This is a genomic window from Rhizobium sp. SVR5-9E (assembly GCF_056755095.1).
This window is the reverse complement of sequence record NZ_JBNDHS010000043.1, coordinates 20080-36985: the sequence shown is the minus strand read 5'-3', so window position 1 is coordinate 36985 and position 16906 is coordinate 20080. Positions and strand designations below refer to the sequence as shown.

17 protein-coding genes are annotated in these 16906 nt (G+C 59.4%); 14 read left to right on the top strand and 3 right to left on the bottom strand.

The genetic code is table 11. From position 1 onward, the window contains the following. The first annotated feature begins 9 nt into the window (after positions 1-9). From ACPYOJ_RS19315 to coaA, 6 genes are read left to right on the top strand one after another with little or no spacing between them, the layout of a single operon-like run. The gene (locus ACPYOJ_RS19315; protein WP_481417688.1) at positions 10-492 is read left to right on the top strand and encodes a DUF2628 domain-containing protein; all 483 of its coding nucleotides are present in this window, start codon (positions 10-12) and stop codon (positions 490-492) included. Then, entirely contained in the window at positions 492-1142 is a 651-nt protein-coding gene (gene hisH, locus ACPYOJ_RS19310; protein WP_481417687.1) for an imidazole glycerol phosphate synthase subunit HisH, read from the top strand. Before ACPYOJ_RS19315 ends, hisH begins: the two co-directional genes overlap by 1 nt. 30 nt (positions 1143-1172) lie before the next feature. Continuing rightward, complete coding sequence (hisA, locus tag ACPYOJ_RS19305) at positions 1173-1919, top strand: 1-(5-phosphoribosyl)-5-[(5-phosphoribosylamino)methylideneamino]imidazole-4-carboxamide isomerase (RefSeq protein WP_481417701.1); 747 nt, start codon at positions 1173-1175, stop codon at positions 1917-1919. Next, positions 1919-2707 carry an imidazole glycerol phosphate synthase subunit HisF gene (hisF, locus tag ACPYOJ_RS19300; RefSeq protein ID WP_481417686.1) on the top strand — a complete coding sequence of 263 codons (789 nt, stop codon included), beginning with the start codon at positions 1919-1921 and terminating at the stop codon, positions 2705-2707. Before hisA ends, hisF begins: the two co-directional genes overlap by 1 nt. Positions 2708-2720: 13 nt before the next feature. Next, positions 2721-3044, top strand: coding sequence for a phosphoribosyl-ATP diphosphatase (locus ACPYOJ_RS19295; protein ID WP_481417685.1), 324 nt, complete (start codon positions 2721-2723; stop codon positions 3042-3044). Next, a complete protein-coding gene (gene coaA, locus ACPYOJ_RS19290; protein WP_168831899.1) occupies positions 3041-4036 on the top strand; it encodes a type I pantothenate kinase in 996 nt (331 codons plus the stop codon). The genes ACPYOJ_RS19295 and coaA overlap by 4 nt, the downstream gene beginning before the upstream one ends. 6 nt (positions 4037-4042) lie before the next feature. Here the strand turns inward: coaA and ACPYOJ_RS19285 are convergent, their stop codons facing one another. From ACPYOJ_RS19285 to ACPYOJ_RS19275, 3 genes are all read right to left on the bottom strand, one after another. Continuing rightward, positions 4043-4654, bottom strand: a complete 612-nt coding sequence (locus tag ACPYOJ_RS19285; protein WP_481417684.1) for an alpha-ketoglutarate-dependent dioxygenase AlkB family protein — start codon at positions 4652-4654, stop codon at positions 4043-4045. Position 4655: 1 nt separating this feature from the next. Next, positions 4656-5090, bottom strand: a complete 435-nt coding sequence (arfB, locus tag ACPYOJ_RS19280; RefSeq protein ID WP_481417683.1) for an alternative ribosome rescue aminoacyl-tRNA hydrolase ArfB — start codon at positions 5088-5090, stop codon at positions 4656-4658. A gap of 96 nt (positions 5091-5186) precedes the next feature. Beyond that, positions 5187-6797 (bottom strand): phosphoenolpyruvate carboxykinase, encoded by a 1611-nt coding sequence (locus ACPYOJ_RS19275; protein WP_481417682.1) that lies wholly within the window; start codon positions 6795-6797, stop codon positions 5187-5189. Between the two features lie 341 nt (positions 6798-7138). Here ACPYOJ_RS19275 and ACPYOJ_RS19270 point away from each other — a divergent pair, with 341 nt between their 5' ends. The 8 genes from ACPYOJ_RS19270 to tsaE all read left to right on the top strand — a co-directional run bounded on the left by ACPYOJ_RS19270 (position 7139) and on the right by tsaE (position 16903). Then, positions 7139-7870 (top strand): response regulator transcription factor, encoded by a 732-nt coding sequence (locus tag ACPYOJ_RS19270; protein WP_481417700.1) that lies wholly within the window; start codon positions 7139-7141, stop codon positions 7868-7870. An 81-nt stretch (positions 7871-7951) separates the two neighbouring features. Then, positions 7952-9742, top strand: a complete 1791-nt coding sequence (locus ACPYOJ_RS19265) for a sensor histidine kinase (protein WP_168831895.1) — start codon at positions 7952-7954, stop codon at positions 9740-9742. Positions 9743-9744: 2 nt separating this feature from the next. Then, positions 9745-10194: an HPr kinase/phosphorylase gene (locus ACPYOJ_RS19260; protein WP_481417699.1), complete on the top strand. Its 450-nt coding sequence runs from the start codon at positions 9745-9747 to the stop codon at positions 10192-10194. A 149-nt stretch (positions 10195-10343) separates the two neighbouring features. After that, positions 10344-10745: a PTS sugar transporter subunit IIA gene (locus ACPYOJ_RS19255; RefSeq protein ID WP_168831893.1), complete on the top strand. Its 402-nt coding sequence runs from the start codon at positions 10344-10346 to the stop codon at positions 10743-10745. Positions 10746-10762: 17 nt separating this feature from the next. Beyond that, positions 10763-11038: an HPr family phosphocarrier protein gene (locus ACPYOJ_RS19250; protein ID WP_168831932.1), complete on the top strand. Its 276-nt coding sequence runs from the start codon at positions 10763-10765 to the stop codon at positions 11036-11038. Between the two features lie 168 nt (positions 11039-11206). After that, the gene (ahcY, locus tag ACPYOJ_RS19245; protein ID WP_481417681.1) at positions 11207-12607 is read left to right on the top strand and encodes an adenosylhomocysteinase; all 1401 of its coding nucleotides are present in this window, start codon (positions 11207-11209) and stop codon (positions 12605-12607) included. Positions 12608-12803: 196 nt separating this feature from the next. Beyond that, positions 12804-15392 carry a PAS domain-containing sensor histidine kinase gene (locus ACPYOJ_RS19240; RefSeq protein WP_481417680.1) on the top strand — a complete coding sequence of 863 codons (2589 nt, stop codon included), beginning with the start codon at positions 12804-12806 and terminating at the stop codon, positions 15390-15392. Further along, the gene (tsaE, locus tag ACPYOJ_RS19235) at positions 15389-16903 is read left to right on the top strand and encodes a tRNA (adenosine(37)-N6)-threonylcarbamoyltransferase complex ATPase subunit type 1 TsaE (protein WP_481417679.1); all 1515 of its coding nucleotides are present in this window, start codon (positions 15389-15391) and stop codon (positions 16901-16903) included. Before ACPYOJ_RS19240 ends, tsaE begins: the two co-directional genes overlap by 4 nt. Positions 16904-16906 lie beyond the last annotated feature (3 nt).

Genomic DNA, 16906 nt, shown 5'->3' with positions numbered 1-16906 from the left:
TTGAACGATATGACTTCCAGCTATGTAGTTCTGACGGCTCCGGGCGGAGCGGATGTGACCCATGAAAAGACGCGGATCATCCGCGACGGATTTACGCTGCTCGGTTTTCTCTTTCCGTGGCTGTGGTTTCTTGTACACCGGCTTTGGCTCTTTGCGATCGCAGCGTTCCTGCTTCAGGCAATCGGCGGCTATCTGATGGATCGACCCGGTTTTTGGCCCGCAGGCTTTGCGATCACAGCAGGCACCTGCATTCTCACCGGCATAGAGGGCATGAACATTTGGATCCGAAATCTGGCCTCCAAGGGCTGGAAAGAAGAGGCCTTGATTGCAGCGGATTCGCTTGAGACCGCAGAAGACATCTACTTTTCGAATATAGAAACCCCTACAAGTGGCGACGCCCTGCCGGCCCCTGATTGGAAGAGAAACCCCTCTTCCAACAAGCCTGGCGATACGACGTCGCTCGGCCTCTTTGGTTTTGACGGAGGACGCTGATGCGCGTCGCAATTATAGACTACGGTTCGGGCAACCTGCGTTCGGCAACGAAGGCATTTGAACGCGCCGCGCGCGAGGCAGGTATCGATGCGCATATCGATCTGACGGACAGGGCCGAGAATGTCGCGGCGGCCGATCGCATCGTCCTTCCGGGGGTCGGCGCCTATGCCGATTGTCGCCGTGGGCTCGATGCCGTTCCGGGGATGACGGAGGCCTTGATTGAAGCCGTCGAGAAAAAGGCTCGCCCCTTCCTCGGCATTTGCGTCGGCATGCAGCTGATGTCGTCCCGCGGCCTTGAAAAAACAGTGACAGAAGGCTTCGGCTGGATCCCCGGCGATGTCGTTGAAATGACGCCGGACGATCCGGAGCTGAAGATCCCGCAGATCGGTTGGAACACGCTCGACCTTAAGCATCCGCACCCGCTTTTCGATGGCATTCCGACCGGGCCGGATGGTCTGCATGCCTATTTCGTGCATTCCTACCATCTAGCTACCAGAGACAACACTGACGTCATTGCGACCACCAGCTATGGCGGGCCGATGACGGCATTCGTCGGACGCGACAACATGGCAGGATCACAATTCCATCCGGAAAAGAGCCAGAAGCTCGGTCTCGCCCTGATCACCAATTTCCTGCGCTGGAAGCCGTAAGCTCGCGCGGATAGCAAGGACTGAATGAACATGATCCTATTTCCCGCCATCGACCTCAAGGACGGTCAATGCGTTCGCCTTAAACTCGGCGATATGGAGCAGGCAACCGTCTATAACCCCGATCCCGCCGCGCAGGCGAAAGCCTTTGAGGACCAGGGCTTCGAATGGCTGCACGTTGTTGATCTCAACGGCGCTTTCGCCGGCGAGAGCGTCAATGGCGCCGCGGTCGACGCGATCCTCAAGGCAACGAAAAACCCCGTGCAGCTCGGCGGCGGCATCCGCACATTGTCACACATCGAAAACTGGCTCTCGCGAGGCCTCGCCCGCGTGATCCTCGGCACGGTCGCCGTTCGGGATCCTGCGCTGGTCATCGAAGCCTGCAAGCAGTTTCCCGGCCGGGTTGCCGTCGGCATTGACGCCAAGGGTGGCAAGGTCGCGGTCGAGGGTTGGGCGGAAGCGTCCGAGCTCGGCGTCATCGAACTTGCCAGAAAATTCGAAGGCGCCGGCGTTGCGGCGATCATCTACACGGACATCGACCGGGACGGGATCTTGGCCGGCATCAACTGGGCCTCGACGCTGGAGCTTGCCGAGGCAGTTTCGATCCCGGTGATCGCCTCGGGCGGGCTGGCCTCGATCGAGGATGTGAAGCGCATGTTGCAGCCCGACGCCCGCAAGCTAGAAGGTGCCATCTCCGGCCGTGCGCTGTATGATGGGCGTATCGATCCCAAGGAAGCCTTGGCGCTGATCAACGCGGCACCGACGAAAGAGAGCGTGTGATGACCCTGAAAGCCCGCGTTATTCCCTGCCTCGACGTAAAAGACGGCCGTGTGGTCAAGGGTGTCAACTTCGTCAATCTGATCGATGCCGGCGATCCGGTCGAGGCCGCGAAGGCCTATGACGCGGCTGGCGCCGACGAACTCTGCTTTCTCGATATCACCGCCTCATCCGACAATCGCGAAACGATCTTCGATGTCGTTTCCCGAACGGCCGACCAATGCTTCATGCCGCTGACGGTCGGTGGCGGCGTGCGCAGCATCGCCGACATCCGCAAGCTACTGCTTTGCGGCGCCGACAAGGTCTCGATCAATTCGGCGGCGGTGAACAATCCGGATTTCGTCGCCGAAGCGGCCGACAAGTTCGGTGACCAGTGCATCGTCGTTTCGATCGATGCCAAGCGCCGCCGTACACAGGCGGTCGGCCAGGACAATCTCAGTGCCTGGGAGATTTATACGCATGGCGGCCGCAACGCGACCGGCATCGACGCGGTCGAATTCGCGCAGAAGATGGTCGCCCGCGGCGCAGGCGAACTCCTCGTCACCTCCATGGATCGCGATGGGACGAAGATCGGCTACGATCTTGAGTTGACCCGGGCAATCGCCGACGCCGTTCGGGTGCCCGTCATCGCGTCGGGCGGCGTGGGCGATCTCAATGATCTGGTTGCCGGCGTGACGGAAGGCCACGCCAATGCCGTGCTTGCCGCTTCGATCTTCCACTTCGGCACATATTCCGTCGGCGAAGCGAAGCATTATATGTCGTCACACGGCATCGCGATGCGACTTGATTGATTGAAAGCGACAGATGAGCGGATTTTCCCTTTCCGATCTTGAGAGGATCGTCGACGAGCGATCGAAGGCCTCGCCAGACGAATCCTGGACGGCAAAGCTCGTCGCCGGCGGCCAGCCGAAGGCGGCAAAGAAACTTGGCGAGGAAGCCATCGAGGCCGTTATGGCCGCCGTAACGGCTGACCGCGATAATCTTACCTACGAGGCGGCCGATGTTCTCTATCACCTATTGGTCGTATTGAAGATAGCAGGCATTCCGTTGCAAGATGTGATGGCTGAGCTTGAGCGGCGTACCACTCAATCCGGTCTCAAAGAGAAGGCCAGCCGGCAGAGTTCATGAGTATCGCGACACAAATCCTTGGTGCGCCAGAAGCACTCGATCACTTCCAGGCGAATTCCTATTCGCCCTATAACTTCTTTTCTTCCGAGGAATGGGCGAAGTTCCGCGCCGATACGCCGCTGACGCTCACGGGCGAAGAGGTTGCGAGGCTGCGTTCGATGGGGGATCCGATCGATCTCGACGAAGTGCGGCGAATCTATCTGTCGCTGTCGCGCCTTCTCTCCTCGCATGTCGAATCATCGCAATTGCTCTTCGAGCAGCGCAACCGGTTCCTGAGCCTGTCCGACGTGACGAAAACGCCGTTCGTCATCGGCATTGCCGGTTCTGTCGCCGTCGGCAAATCGACGACCGCGCGTGTCCTAAAGGAGCTTCTGCGGCGCTGGCCATCGAGCCCGAAGGTCGATCTCATCACGACCGACGGCTTTCTGCATCCGAATGCGGTGCTCGAACGCGAAAACCTCATGCAGCGCAAGGGCTTTCCGGAAAGCTACGACACAGGCGCAATCCTGAAGTTCCTCTCCGCGATCAAGGCCGGGCAACCGAATGTGAAGGCGCCCGTCTATTCGCACCTCGTCTATGACGTCGTTCCGAACGAATATACGGTCATCGACCGGCCGGACATCCTGGTCTTCGAAGGCATCAACGTTCTGCAGTCGCGCGACCTTCCCGCCGACGGCAAGATCGTGCCGATGGTTTCCGACTTCTTCGATTTCTCGATCTACATCGATGCCGAAGAAAAGCTGATCAACAACTGGTACGTCGCCCGCTTCATGCGCCTGCGTGAAACCGCCTTCCGCGACCCGAACTCCTATTTCCATCGCTATGCTTCGATCAGCGACGAAGAAGCGCTTTCGACCGCCGAAGGGCTGTGGGCGAACATCAACCTGAAGAACCTCCGGCAGAACATCCTGCCGACGCGCCCGCGCGCGGACCTGATTCTGCGCAAGGGTCCGAACCACCTCATCGAGCAGGTGGCGCTGAGGAAGCTTTAGCCGAACTCACGGACTGACACGCCTTAACGTCAGATTGATCCGGCCTCCACTCTTCAGCAGCGTCGACGTGGCCGGGTAGATGCGGTCGACGCCGTGAAAAGATAGACGACCCTCTCCTCCAAGCACGACGATATCGCCGCTGCCGAGCTTGATCGATTGCGTCCGCTCGTTGCGAGAAAGCCCGCCGATACGGAAGAGGCATGTGTTACCGAGCGAAATCGAGACGACAGGTGCTTTCAGGTCCTGCTCGTCCTTGTCTTGATGCAGGCCCATCTTCGCGTCGTCGGAATAGAAGTTGATCAGGCAAGCCTGCGGCGCTTTTTCGTAGCCGGAAACCTCATTCCAGATATCGAGCAGCACTGCCGGTATCGCTGGCCAAGGCTTGCCAGTGAACGGATGGGTCGTCTGATAGCGGTAGCCGCGTTCCTTGTCCGTGACCCAGCCAAGCGGACCGCAGTTGCTCATCCGCACGGACATCGGTTTGCCCGTGCCTGGCATAACCGGCACGAAAAGCGGCGCTTCGGCGACAACGGCGCGGATCGTTTCGACAAGCGCTTCCTGACGGGCACGGTCGAGATATTCGGGGAAATGACGGACGCCGCTTGATAGCTCCAGCATATCACTCCCCACCGGGACGGCCACGCATCCTCTTCACCTCGGCGCGGCCGGATTTTTCCTTGAGTCGGCGTTCGATCGAGCCTTTGGTCGGCTTCGTCTTCTTGCGCGGCGGCGGTGGCGGCTTGGCGGCTTCGAGGATCAGTTCCTTCAGCCGTTCGCGCGCATCCTCCCGATTTCGGTCCTGGCTGCGAAAGCGGCTCGCCTCGATCATCAGCACACCCTCTTTCGACATGCGCCTACCGGCGAGCTTCACGGCATTCGTCTTGACGCGATCGGGAAGCGAAGGTGAATCGGGGATGTTGAAGAAGAGCTGGACGGCCGTCGATACCTTGTTGACGTTCTGGCCACCGGGACCGCCCGCCAGAACGAATTGTTCCGCCAGTTCCCATCCAGCGATGGTGATCCTGTCATTGATATAGAGCGCGTCGCTGGCCATGCCGCTTCTATCTCATATCGACGGCGATTTTGAAACACGCAAAGAAAAACCCGGCGGAGGTCGCCGGGTTTCACGTGAATCATCAGTCTCTTGCTGTTATTCGGCAGCGACCTTGATTCCAGGTGCCGCGTCCCGCACGCCGCCGTCCACATGTGCCTCGAACTTCGCGAAGTTCGAAATGAACATCGATACGAGCTTTTCTGCCTGGACGTCATATGCCGCACCGTCCGCCCAGGTCGAGCGCGGGTCGAGGATGCTGGTCTCGACGCCCGCGACAGCCACGGGAACCGCGAAGCCAAAGTTCGCATCAGTACGGAAATCTACCTTTGCCAGCTTTCCGGAGAGCGCTGCCGATAGCAGAGCGCGCGTTGCCTTGATCGGCATACGCTTGCCAGTACCATATGCGCCGCCGGTCCAGCCGGTATTGACAAGCCAGCATTCAACACCGTGCCGGCCGATCAGCTCCTTCAGCAGATTGCCATATTCCGCCGGATGACGCGGCATGAACGGCGCACCGAAGCAGGTCGAGAACGTCGCCTCCGGTTCGGTGACCCCCTTTTCCGTGCCGGCGACCTTTGCCGTGTAGCCCGAAAGGAAGTGGTACATTGCTTGATCCGGCGTCAGACGCGCGATCGGCGGCATCACACCGAATGCATCGGCAGTCAGCATGATGATCGCCTTCGGGTGGGCGGCGAGGCCCGTTTCCGAAGCATTCGGAATGAAGTCCAACGGATAAGCGCAACGCGTGTTTTCCGTCAGCGAATCGTCGTCGAAGTCCGGCTCGCGCTGTTCATCGAGCACGACATTTTCCAGTACGGTGCCAAAGCGTTGCGTCGTCGCATAGATTTCCGGCTCGGCTTCAGCCGAAAGACGGATCGTCTTCGCGTAGCAGCCGCCTTCGAAGTTGAAGATGCCGCTTTCGCCCCAGCCATGCTCGTCGTCCCCGATCAACGTGCGCGACGGATCAGCAGACAGCGTTGTCTTGCCGGTGCCGGACAGGCCGAAGAAAACTGCCGAGTCGCCATCCGGGCCGGCATTCGCCGAGCAATGCATCGGCATCACGCCCTTTGCCGGGAGCAGGTAATTGAGCACTGTGAAAACCGATTTCTTCATTTCGCCGGCATAGGATGTGCCGCCGATCAAGACGAGACCGTTAGTCAAATCACATGCGATCACCGTCTCGGAGCGGCAACCATAACGCTCCGGATCGGCCTTGAAGCTCGGCAGATCGATGATCGTCAGCTTCGGCACGAAGGCCGCCAGAGCAGAAAGCTCAGGGCGAATCAGCAAATTGCGGATGAAAAGCGAATGCCAGGCAAACTCTGTTACCACGCGCGTCGGCAGCGAGTAATTGACGTCAGCCCCGCCGATCAGATCCTGTACGAACAGTTCCTTGCCGGCGGCATGTTGCAGCATGTCCTGACGCAGAAGCGCGAACTGCTCGGGCGACATCGGCTTGTTGTTGTCCCACCAGATCTCGCCGTCCGTATTGGCATCGCGCACGACGAATTTGTCGCGCGGGGAGCGGCCAGTATGCTGTCCGGTCAGAGCGCGAAGAGCGCCTTGAGCGGTAAGTTCGGCTTCGCCGCGGCGAATCGCTTCCTCATAGAGAGAGGCGGCGGTCAGGTTATAGCGAACGCTTTTTGCGTCTCCCAAACCAATCGTCGCTAGCGCTATTGCCGGGTTGTGAATTCCGAACGTTTCCATGGCTCTTCCTTTCGCTCAAGGCTCCCGCCGTTAAATACTGAAGCGAAACTAAGATCGAGAATTTTAAAAAGCAAGACCGAGAAATGAAGAAAATATAACGATATCAAATAATTAATCGATTTAAATTTCTGAGGCATATTTTAAATCGTTTGAAGCGGGCGCGGGAGTACGGTTTTTATCGCGCCACCGGTGAGCACCGCTTCGACGCTGTGATGGCCCGTGCCCTTTATCTTTGCCACAATTTGTTCCACCTTTATCCTCCATAAGCGCTATCGGTCGAAAGGGCCGGCCTGGGGACATCGAACAATTCCGGGAGCTGCGCATAGATGGAGACGAACACCATGCCGACAATCGCGCTCGTTGACGACGACCGCAATATCCTAACTTCGGTGTCGATCGCACTTGAAGCGGAAGGATACAAGGTTGAGACCTATACAGATGGTGCCTCGGCCTTGGACGGTCTGATCGCCCGCCCGCCGCAACTCGCCATCTTCGATATCAAGATGCCGCGGATGGACGGAATGGAACTTTTGCGCCGCCTGCGCCAGAAGTCCGACATGCCAGTGATTTTTCTGACATCCAAGGACGAGGAGATCGATGAGCTCTTCGGCTTGAAGATGGGAGCCGATGACTTCATCACGAAGCCATTCTCCCAGCGGCTGCTCGTGGAACGCGTCCGCGCCGTGCTCCGCCGCGCTTCGACCCGGGAGATCGCAGCGGTTGCGGGTGCCGGGGCTGCACCGAAGCCTGGCGCCGCTCAACTCGCGCGTTCGCTTGAGCGCGGCCAGCTTGTCATGGACCAGGAACGCCACACCTGCACATGGAAGAGCGAACCGGTGACACTGACAGTGACCGAATTCCTGATCCTTCATTCGCTCGCACAGCGTCCAGGCGTGGTGAAAAGCCGCGACGCGCTCATGGATGCGGCTTATGACGAGCAGGTCTATGTTGACGACCGCACGATCGATAGCCACATCAAGCGCCTGCGCAAGAAATTCAAGATGGTCGATACTGACTTTGATATGATTGAAACACTTTACGGAGTGGGGTACCGCTTCCGCGAAGCAGCCTAACGCCTGAGGGCGCGGGCCGCATGATTGTTGTCGAGGGACGCCTGCCGAAGAGCCAGCAGCGCCCTCCGAAAGGGCCTGTCATTGGCACAGTTGGTGCAGGAAAGGGATCTGGATGACGCGGAAGGCTTGAGCGCCCGCCGCGTCAGGGGAAGGCGCTGGTCGCACCCCTTTACCATCATCCGCCGCATTTTTGGTAATGCGGTCTTTTCCAGCCTGACGCGCCGCATCCTCTTCTTCAATCTTGCGGCACTGCTGGTGCTCGTCGGCGGCATCCTCTATCTCAACCAGTTTCGCGAAGGCCTGATCGACGCGCGTGTCGAAAGCCTGCTGACGCAGGGCGAAATCATCGCCGGCGCCATCTCCGCATCGGCCTCGGTCGACACCAACTCGATCACCATCGATCCGCAGAAGTTGCTGGAGCTGCAGGCCGGGCAAAGCATTACACCCGTCCCGAACGATGAGGACCTGGATTTCCCCATCGATCCGGAAAAGGTGGCACCGGTTCTGCGGCGGTTGATTTCGCCGACGCGAACACGCGCCCGCATCTTCGATGCCGACGCCAACCTGCTTCTCGATTCACGCCACCTCTATTCGCGCGGCCAGGTTCTGCGCTTCGATCTGCCGCCGGTGGAAGAGGAGAAGCAGACGTGGGGCGAATGGTTCACGACACTGTTTAACAAGGCGCTGCAGCCTGGAAACCTGCCCGTTTATAAGGAAGCGCCGGGCGGCGACGGGTCGATCTATCCGGAAGTGATGAATGCGCTGACCGGTGTCCGCGGCGCCGTTGTGCGGACCACCGAAAAGGGCGAGCTGATCGTTTCGGTCGCCGTCCCGATCCAGCGTTTTCGCGCCGTTCTCGGGGTTCTGCTCCTTTCGACGCAAGCCGGCGACATCGACAATATCGTTCATGCCGAGCGGCTGGCGATCATGCGGGTTTTCGGCGTTGCGACGCTCGTCAACGTTTTGTTGTCGCTGGTTCTTTCCTCGACGATCGCCAATCCGCTCCGTCGTCTCTCGGCCGCGGCGATCCGTGTCCGGCGCGGCGCAAAGGAACGCGAGGAGATCCCTGACTTCTCGGCGCGCCAGGATGAGATCGGCAATCTTTCCATTGCGCTCCGCGAGATGACCACCGCACTTTACGATCGCATCGACGCAATCGAGAGCTTTGCCGCCGACGTCAGCCATGAGCTCAAAAACCCGCTGACCTCGCTTCGCAGCGCTGTCGAGACCTTGCCGCTCGCCAGATCGGACGATTCCAAGAAGCGGCTGATGGATGTCATCCAGCACGACGTCCGCCGGCTCGATCGCCTCATCAGCGATATTTCCGACGCTTCGCGGCTCGATGCCGAGCTCGCCCGCGTCGATGCCGGATCTGTTGATCTCGAGCATTTCCTCAGCGACCTGATCGACGTCTCAAGACAGATTCGCCACAAGAACAAAGAGGTTCAGATCGAGCTTTCGATCGAGCGCAAGCCCGGCGTCAAGACGCGCTTCGTCGTCAACGGCCATGATCTGCGTATAGGCCAGATCATCACTAACCTGATCGAAAACGCCCGCTCCTTTGTCCCGGATGAGGGGGGCAGGATCACCGTCCGGCTGTTTCGAACGCGCTCACGCTGCATTGTCTATATCGATGACAATGGCCCCGGTATTCAGGCCGAGAATATCGACCGCATCTTTGAGCGCTTCTACACCGACCGGCCCGAGTCGGAGGGCTTCGGGCAGAATTCCGGCCTCGGGCTTTCCATCAGCCGCCAGATCGCCGAAGCTCACGGCGGATCGCTGCGGGCCGAAAACATCATCGATGCCGAAACGGCGGAAGTGATCGGCGCTCGCTTCATTCTCGCCCTGCCCGCCGATTCAGTCGCATGATCATGGGCGCCGCTCTCAATATTCACGCCACGGCGATCGTCATTAACAAAACCGGTCTCATCTTTGCTGGCCCCTCGGGCTGGGGCAAATCCATGCTGGCTTTCGCCTGCATCACGGAAGCCAAGCGGATCGGGCTCCCGGCCTCGCTGGTCGCCGATGATCAGGTGTTTCTGTCGAAACGCGATGGAGCAATCATCGCCGAGTGCCCTCCGTCAATCCGCGGTCTGATCGAACTGCGGGGTACCGGTATCGTGCAGTGCGATAGTGTTTCCGCCGCCCCGATGCATTACGCGGTACTGCCTGGCAGCGCATCAGGCGAAACCAGGTTACCGCCGGACAACGAGGTGGCGCAGCTCGCCGAGGACTTTTCGCTACCGGCGGTGCGATTGTTGGCAAGCACGCCGGTTCCTCTCGCGGTCTTGATGGCAAGGGCGCCGGATATTGGCCGGTGATGCCTGCTCCATAGGCGACTCGGGCATATGTCTGCATTTTTATCTTGCACTTCAGCTTTTGATGGCCAAGATGTGCCCCCACCGGTGGACGCGATTGCTGCATTGCGATATTTGGGCCACCGTTTGTTGCCATTGGGAGCATTTTAATCATGATCGGACTTGTGCTTGTCACTCATGGCAAGCTGGCTGAAGAGTTTCGTCATGCGGTTGAGCATGTCGTCGGTCCTCAGAAATTTATCGAGACGGTCTGCATTGGCCCCGAAGATGACATGGATCAGAGACGCCAGGATATCCTGCAGGCGGTATCCGGCGCAGACGACGGTCACGGCGTCGTCATTCTCACCGACATGTTCGGCGGCACCCCTTCCAATCTTGCTATCTCGGTCATGAACAGCGGCCATACCGAAGTGATTGCCGGAATGAACCTGCCGATGCTGATCAAGCTTGCGGGCGTGCGCGGCGAAAACAACATGGAAAAGGCGCTGATCGAAGCGTCGGAGGCCGGGCGCAAATACATCAACGTCGCCAGCCGCGTTCTGAGCGGCAAGTAGTGAGCACCGCTCCTGTCATGACCTCGCTTTCCCGGGAACTGCTCATCATCAACAAGCGCGGCCTTCACGCACGCGCCTCCGCCAAGTTCGTTCAGATGGTCGAAACCTTCGATGCCGCCGTCACGGTTTCCAAGGACGGCATGACCGTCGGCGGGACCTCAATCATGGGGCTGATGATGCTGGCTGCAAGTCCAGGCACGACCGTTCTGGTCTCCGCGAGCGGCAATCAGGCGTCCGAAGCACTCGACGCGCTTGATCAACTGATCCAGAACAAGTTCGGCGAAGAGATCTAGCCCTCTCTACCCTCATATAAACATATAAAGACTTCTTTATATCCCTGTTGCCATCAGTCTGGAAGCCTGCTAAACGGGCGGTTATGGACGTGCTTGAAGCACGCATTCGCTATTGCGTCCGTCAATAGCGCGCCTTGATTTTGAGACGCTTTTCAGCTGGAGACCTCGATGAGCACTGAAAAAGATTATGTCGTCGCCGATATCGGTCTGGCGGATTTTGGCCGCAAGGAAATCACGATCGCCGAAACCGAAATGCCCGGCCTCATGTCCTGCCGCGCCGAATTCGGCCAGTCGCAGCCGCTGAAGGGCGCGCGCATCACCGGCTCGCTGCACATGACGATCCAGACCGCCGTCCTGATCGAAACGCTCGTCGCCCTCGGCGCCGAAGTCCGCTGGGCCTCCTGCAACATCTTTTCGACCCAGGACCATGCCGCCGCCGCAATCGCCGCTTCCGGTGTTCCGGTCTTTGCCGTCAAGGGCGAGTCGCTCGAAGATTACTGGGTCTACACCGACAAGATCTTCCAGTGGGCCGATGGCGGCGTCTCCAACATGATCCTCGACGATGGCGGCGACGCGACCATGTACATTCTGCTTGGCGCGCGAGCCGAGGCCGGCGAGGATGTGCTCTCGAACCCGCATTCGGAAGAGGAAGAGATCCTCTTTGCACAGATCAAGAAGCGCCTCGCCGCTTCGCCGGGCTGGTTCACCAAGCAGCGCGACGCGATCAAGGGCGTGACCGAGGAAACCACCACGGGCGTCAACCGCCTCTACCAGCTGAGCCAGAAAGGCCTGCTGCCCTTCCCGGCGATCAACGTCAACGACTCGGTCACCAAGTCGAAATTCGACAACAAGTACGGCTGCAAGGAATCACTGGTGGACGGCATTCGCCGCGGCACCGACGTCATGATGGCCGGCAAGGTTGCCGTCGTCTGCGGCTACGGCGACGTCGGCAAGGGTTCCGCCGCTTCGCTTTCGGGCGCCGGCGCACGCGTCAAGGTCACGGAAGCCGATCCGATCTGCGCGCTGCAGGCTGCCATGGACGGCTATGAAGTCGTTCTGCTCGAGGACGTCGTTTCCTCCGCCGATATCTTCATCACCACGACCGGCAACAAGGACGTCATCCGCATCGACCATATGCGTCAAATGAAGGACATGGCGATCGTCGGCAACATCGGTCACTTCGACAACGAAATCGAAGTTGCCGCACTCCGGAACCTGAAGTGGACGAATGTGAAGCCGCAGGTCGACCTCATCGAGTTCCCGAAGGGCAACCGCATCATCCTTCTCTCGGAAGGCCGCCTGCTCAATCTCGGCAACGCGACCGGCCACCCGTCCTTCGTCATGTCGGCGTCGTTCACCAACCAGACCCTGGCGCAGATCGAGCTCTTCACCAAGCCCGGTCAGTACGAAAACAAGGTCTACGTCCTGCCGAAGCACCTGGACGAGAAGGTTGCGCGTCTGCATCTCGGCAAGCTCGGCGTGAAACTGACACAGCTTTCCGAAGAACAGGCTGCCTATATCGGCGTTTCGCCGAGTGGTCCGTTTAAGTCAGACCACTACAGATATTAATCTGCAGGACAATATCCACAATATCTTGATGGTGCCGCATTGACAAATGCGGCACCTTATTTTTTGGGCGCCACCTTCCCGCAGATTCTCTTCCGAAGTATTGTTTTAGAACTCGATTCGTGGCGCGGCCAGCCGTGCCCGAAAATGGGATGTCTTGTCGTGATGCGGCACATTGAAGGACGGAGACATACCGCGGATGTCGGAAATGACTCACAGCCTGCTTGGACGGGCGGAAGACGGCGATCGGCCTGACATCCGCTCACTCCGGGCAAGCCGAAAAAATACTTTTGCCACGGCCGTCAATGCCGCGAAGCAAAGCTCCGGGTCGCTGGCGCGGCTCTCGAAGATTTGCGCCGCCGGAACGGCGATCGCGGCATTGGCGCGGCCCGCTCTTGCCCAAGTCGAAGCAAAAGCAGCGGCCTCCACACTTCTTTTCACGTCGTCCCAGATCGTCGGTTTTTCCGTCGTGATCGGCGTCATTTCCGCCGCCCTCTTCTCGATGCTGTGGGTCGTGCGTCAGCGCGGCAACCTTGAGAGCGAGAGCCGGGAGATCCGATCTGCCCTCTCCGATGCGCATCAGCGTATTTCTCAGTATCAGGCGCTGATCGCCGACAAGAATCGCCGTATCGTCGTCTGGAACGGCAACGAGCGGCCCGAACTGCTCGGCCAGCTTCCGGTCGAAACGGGCGCCCCCCAGGACGGGGACTTCCTGGCCTTCGGCCGCTGGCTGAAGCCTCGCTCCGCATCCGAGCTCGAAAGAGCAATCGATCGCCTGCGCAGCGGCGCTCAGAGCTTCGATATGGTGGTCGAGACCAATCGTGAGGAAATCCTCGAAGCGCAGGGCCGGGTATCCGGCGGCCGCGCCTTCGTCCGATTTGTGGCGCTCAACAATCTGCGCGCCGAACTTGCCGAATTGAAGATCGAGCGCGACCGGCTGATTTCGTCCATCTCGGCGTTCCAGAGCCTTCTTGACGCGATCGACCTGCCGGCGTGGCAACGGGACACCGAAGGCCGCCTCACCTGGGTCAACCAGGCCTATGGAGACGCCGTCGAGTCGAAGTCCCCGCAACATGCGGTCCACGAAGGGCGGGAGTTCCTGACGACAATCGCCCGCGAACGCATCCGCGCGGGAGTCACGCCCGAATCACCCTTCCACGACAAGATTTCGACCGTTGTTCATGGCAACCGCACGTTCTTCGACGTCGTCGACGTGAAGCTGCCGAGCGGTTCGGCAGGCATTGCAATCGACGTCTCGGAAGCCGAATCCGTTCGCGCCGAGCTCGAGCGTACCCTCAAGAGCCATGCCGAGACGCTGGATCAGCTTGCAACGCCGGTCGCGATCTTCGACGGCAATCGCCGTCTGCAATTCTACAATCAGGCCTTCGTCGCGCTGTGGGAACTTGATATCGCCTTTCTGGAGAGCAAGCCCGACAACGCCGAGCTGCTCGAGCGTTTGCGCGCCGCAAAGAAGCTTCCCGACCAGCTCAACTGGAAGAGCTGGAAGGAAACGGCGCTTTCCGTCTACCGGGCGCTCGATACGCAAACCGACCTCTGGCACCTGCCGAACGGACAGACGCTGCGCGTCTTTGCGACCGCGCATCCGCAGGGCGGGGCGACCTGGGTCTTCGAAAATCTGACCGAACAGGTCGATCTTGAAACGCGCTACAATACGCTGGTCAAGGTTCAGGGCGAAACGATCGACCATCTCTCCGAGGGCGTTGCCGTTTTCGGACCGGACGGCCGTATCCGCCTTTCGAACCCTGCCTTCCGCGTACTGTGGGGTATCACCGAGGCCGAAGCCAAGCCGGGGACGCATATTCGCGCGATCGGCGAGACCTGCCTGCCGTCCTATGACCGTCCGGACGGCTGGAAGGCCTTTGCAGAGCTGATCACCAGCTTCGACGACGAGCGCCGCTCCGGCCAGGGAACGCTCGAACTCTTCTCGGGACTTGTGCTGGACTACGCCGTCATTCCGTTGCCGAATGCGCAAACCATGCTGACCTTCGTCAACATGACCGACAGCGTCCGTGCGGAACGCGCCTTGACTGAAAAGAACGAGGCGCTGCGCAAGGCCGATGAGCTGAAGAACGATTTCGTCCAGCACGTCTCCTATGAGTTGCGCTCGCCACTGACCAATATCATCGGGTTTGCCGATCTGCTGCGGACGCCGGGCGTAGGGCCATTGAACGACCGTCAGGCCGAATATATCGATCATATTGCCACATCGTCTTCAGTGCTTCTGACGCTGGTCAACGATATCCTCGACCTTGCCACCGTCGATGCCGGCATCATGAGGCTGAATTATACGGAGATCGACCTCAACGATCTTCTCGACGATGTCTCGATGCAGATTGCCGACCGGCTGCAGGAAAGCGGCGTGGCGCTGGAGATTACAGCGCCGGCTTATCTCGGCTCTATCGTTGCCGATCCTCAGCGGTTGAAGCAGATCCTGCTGAAGCTGCTCTCCAACGCGGCGAACTTTTCGCCTGAAGGCGCAGCCATCTCCCTCGAATGTCATCGCGAGGCCATGGATTTCGTCTTCTCCATCACCGATCGCGGTCCCGGCATTTCAAAGGATATGATCGCGACCGTCTTTGACCGCTTTGCCACCGGCGCCAAAAGCGGCAAGCGTGGCGGAGCAGGTCTCGGTCTTTCGATCGTCGACAGCTTTGTCAGCCTGCACAACGGCAAGGTGACAATCGACAGCCAGCCCGGCAGAGGCACGACGGTCGTTTGCCGGATTCCGTCCATCAATCTGCCACAGTCCATCGCAGCAGCAGAATGAACCCGGCAGACGGCACGATCTCGCTTTTCCTCGAAGACGAGGCGGCAACGATCCGCTTCGGAGAAGACCTAGTCCTAGCGCTGAAAGCCGGTGAATGCCTGGCGCTTTCAGGCGACCTCGGCGCAGGAAAATCCTCGCTCGCCCGCGCGTTCCTGCGTGCAATGGCCGATGATGAGCAGCTTGAAGTGCCGAGCCCGACATTCACGCTGGTTCAATCCTACGATCTTCGCATTCCGGTTTCGCATTTCGATCTTTACCGGCTTGGTGACGGCGCGGAACTGGAGGAACTCGGCTTCGACGAAGCTCTTCAAAACGGGATATGCCTCGTCGAATGGCCGGAGATGGCGGAAGAAGAACTGCCCGCCGATCGCATCACGATAAAGCTTGAGCATGAACACAAGGGGCGGCGGGCAACGATCTCGGCACCGCCCAAGCAGCTGCAAAGAATCCGGCGTGTTCTGGCGATCCGCGATTTCCTTGGAAAAGCAGGGTATCCGACGGCCAAGCGCCGTTTTCTGACGGGTGACGCGTCGTCACGCGCCTATGAAGCCGTTTATCCGAATGGGGAACCCCGGAAGATCCTGATGGACTGGCCTCCCCTTCCCGAGGGGCCAGCGGTACTTGATGGAAAGCCGTATCCGAAGGTCGCCCATATAGCCGAAAACGCCTATCCCTACGTGGCGATCTCCAATGTGCTGCGCGAAAGAGACTTCGCGACGCCGGAGATTTACGAGGCCGACTACGACCAAGGCATTCTGCTGATCGAAGATCTCGGCACCGAGGGCCCGCTCGATAAAGACGGCAACCCGATCGCCGAGCGATATCGCGAAAGCGTTGCCTGTCTGGCGCATCTGCATGGGATGAAAATTCCGCGGGACATCCCCGTCACCGAGACGCACATCCATCACATCCCGGATTTCGACCGGACGGCCATGAAGATGGAAGTGCGCCTTGTTCTTGACTGGCACCTGCCCTGGCGGCGCAGCACGCCCCCCAGCAAGGCGGAGCGCGAGGAATATCTGGCGATCTGGGATGCGCTCATCGATGAGCTGGCATCGGCCGAGAAGAATTTGCTGCTCCGGGACTTTCATTCCCCAAACATCATTTGGCGCGACGAAAAGGAGGGCATTCAGAAGATCGGCATCATCGATTTTCAAGACGCGATGATCGGGCCGACTGCCTATGATCTTGCGTCCATCACACAGGATGCACGTGTCACGATCGAACCGGTCCTGTTCAAGCAGCTCATGAATGACTATCTCGCGCTCCGCCGCGCTCAAGGTGGCTTTGACGAGCCCGGTTTCATGAAAAGCTGGGCGATCATGTCGGCCCAGCGCAATTGCAAGCTCGCGGGTCTCTGGGTGCGGCTGATGCAGCGCGATGGAAAACCCGGATATATGAAATACATGCCGCGCACGCTCTCTTATCTCAAGCTGGCGCTTGAACATGATGCGCTCGCCCCCTTGCGCGATTGGTGCGCAAGGGCTGGAATAGGTCAGAGCGAATCATAAGTT

Excerpts from the sequence above, each read along its gene's own strand:
- coaA (WP_168831899.1), top strand. The coding sequence starts at position 3,041 with ATGAGTATCGCGACACAAATCCTTGGTGCGCCAGAAGCACTCGATCAC.
- ahcY (WP_481417681.1), top strand. The coding sequence starts at position 11,207 with ATGAGCACTGAAAAAGATTATGTCGTCGCCGATATCGGTCTGGCGGAT.
- ACPYOJ_RS19295 (WP_481417685.1), top strand. The coding sequence starts at position 2,721 with ATGAGCGGATTTTCCCTTTCCGATCTTGAGAGGATCGTCGACGAGCGA.
- ACPYOJ_RS19255 (WP_168831893.1), top strand. The coding sequence starts at position 10,344 with ATGATCGGACTTGTGCTTGTCACTCATGGCAAGCTGGCTGAAGAGTTT.
- ACPYOJ_RS19270 (WP_481417700.1), top strand. The coding sequence starts at position 7,139 with ATGCCGACAATCGCGCTCGTTGACGACGACCGCAATATCCTAACTTCG.
- tsaE (WP_481417679.1), top strand. The coding sequence starts at position 15,389 with ATGAACCCGGCAGACGGCACGATCTCGCTTTTCCTCGAAGACGAGGCG.
- ACPYOJ_RS19285 (WP_481417684.1), bottom strand. The coding sequence starts at position 4,654 with ATGCTGGAGCTATCAAGCGGCGTCCGTCATTTCCCCGAATATCTCGAC.
- ACPYOJ_RS19275 (WP_481417682.1), bottom strand. The coding sequence starts at position 6,797 with ATGGAAACGTTCGGAATTCACAACCCGGCAATAGCGCTAGCGACGATT.
- ACPYOJ_RS19315 (WP_481417688.1), top strand. The coding sequence starts at position 10 with ATGACTTCCAGCTATGTAGTTCTGACGGCTCCGGGCGGAGCGGATGTG.
- ACPYOJ_RS19240 (WP_481417680.1), top strand. The coding sequence starts at position 12,804 with ATGTCGGAAATGACTCACAGCCTGCTTGGACGGGCGGAAGACGGCGAT.
- hisH (WP_481417687.1), top strand. The coding sequence starts at position 492 with ATGCGCGTCGCAATTATAGACTACGGTTCGGGCAACCTGCGTTCGGCA.
- hisF (WP_481417686.1), top strand. The coding sequence starts at position 1,919 with ATGACCCTGAAAGCCCGCGTTATTCCCTGCCTCGACGTAAAAGACGGC.
- ACPYOJ_RS19250 (WP_168831932.1), top strand. The coding sequence starts at position 10,763 with ATGACCTCGCTTTCCCGGGAACTGCTCATCATCAACAAGCGCGGCCTT.
- hisA (WP_481417701.1), top strand. The coding sequence starts at position 1,173 with ATGATCCTATTTCCCGCCATCGACCTCAAGGACGGTCAATGCGTTCGC.
- ACPYOJ_RS19260 (WP_481417699.1), top strand. The coding sequence starts at position 9,745 with ATGGGCGCCGCTCTCAATATTCACGCCACGGCGATCGTCATTAACAAA.
- arfB (WP_481417683.1), bottom strand. The coding sequence starts at position 5,090 with ATGGCCAGCGACGCGCTCTATATCAATGACAGGATCACCATCGCTGGA.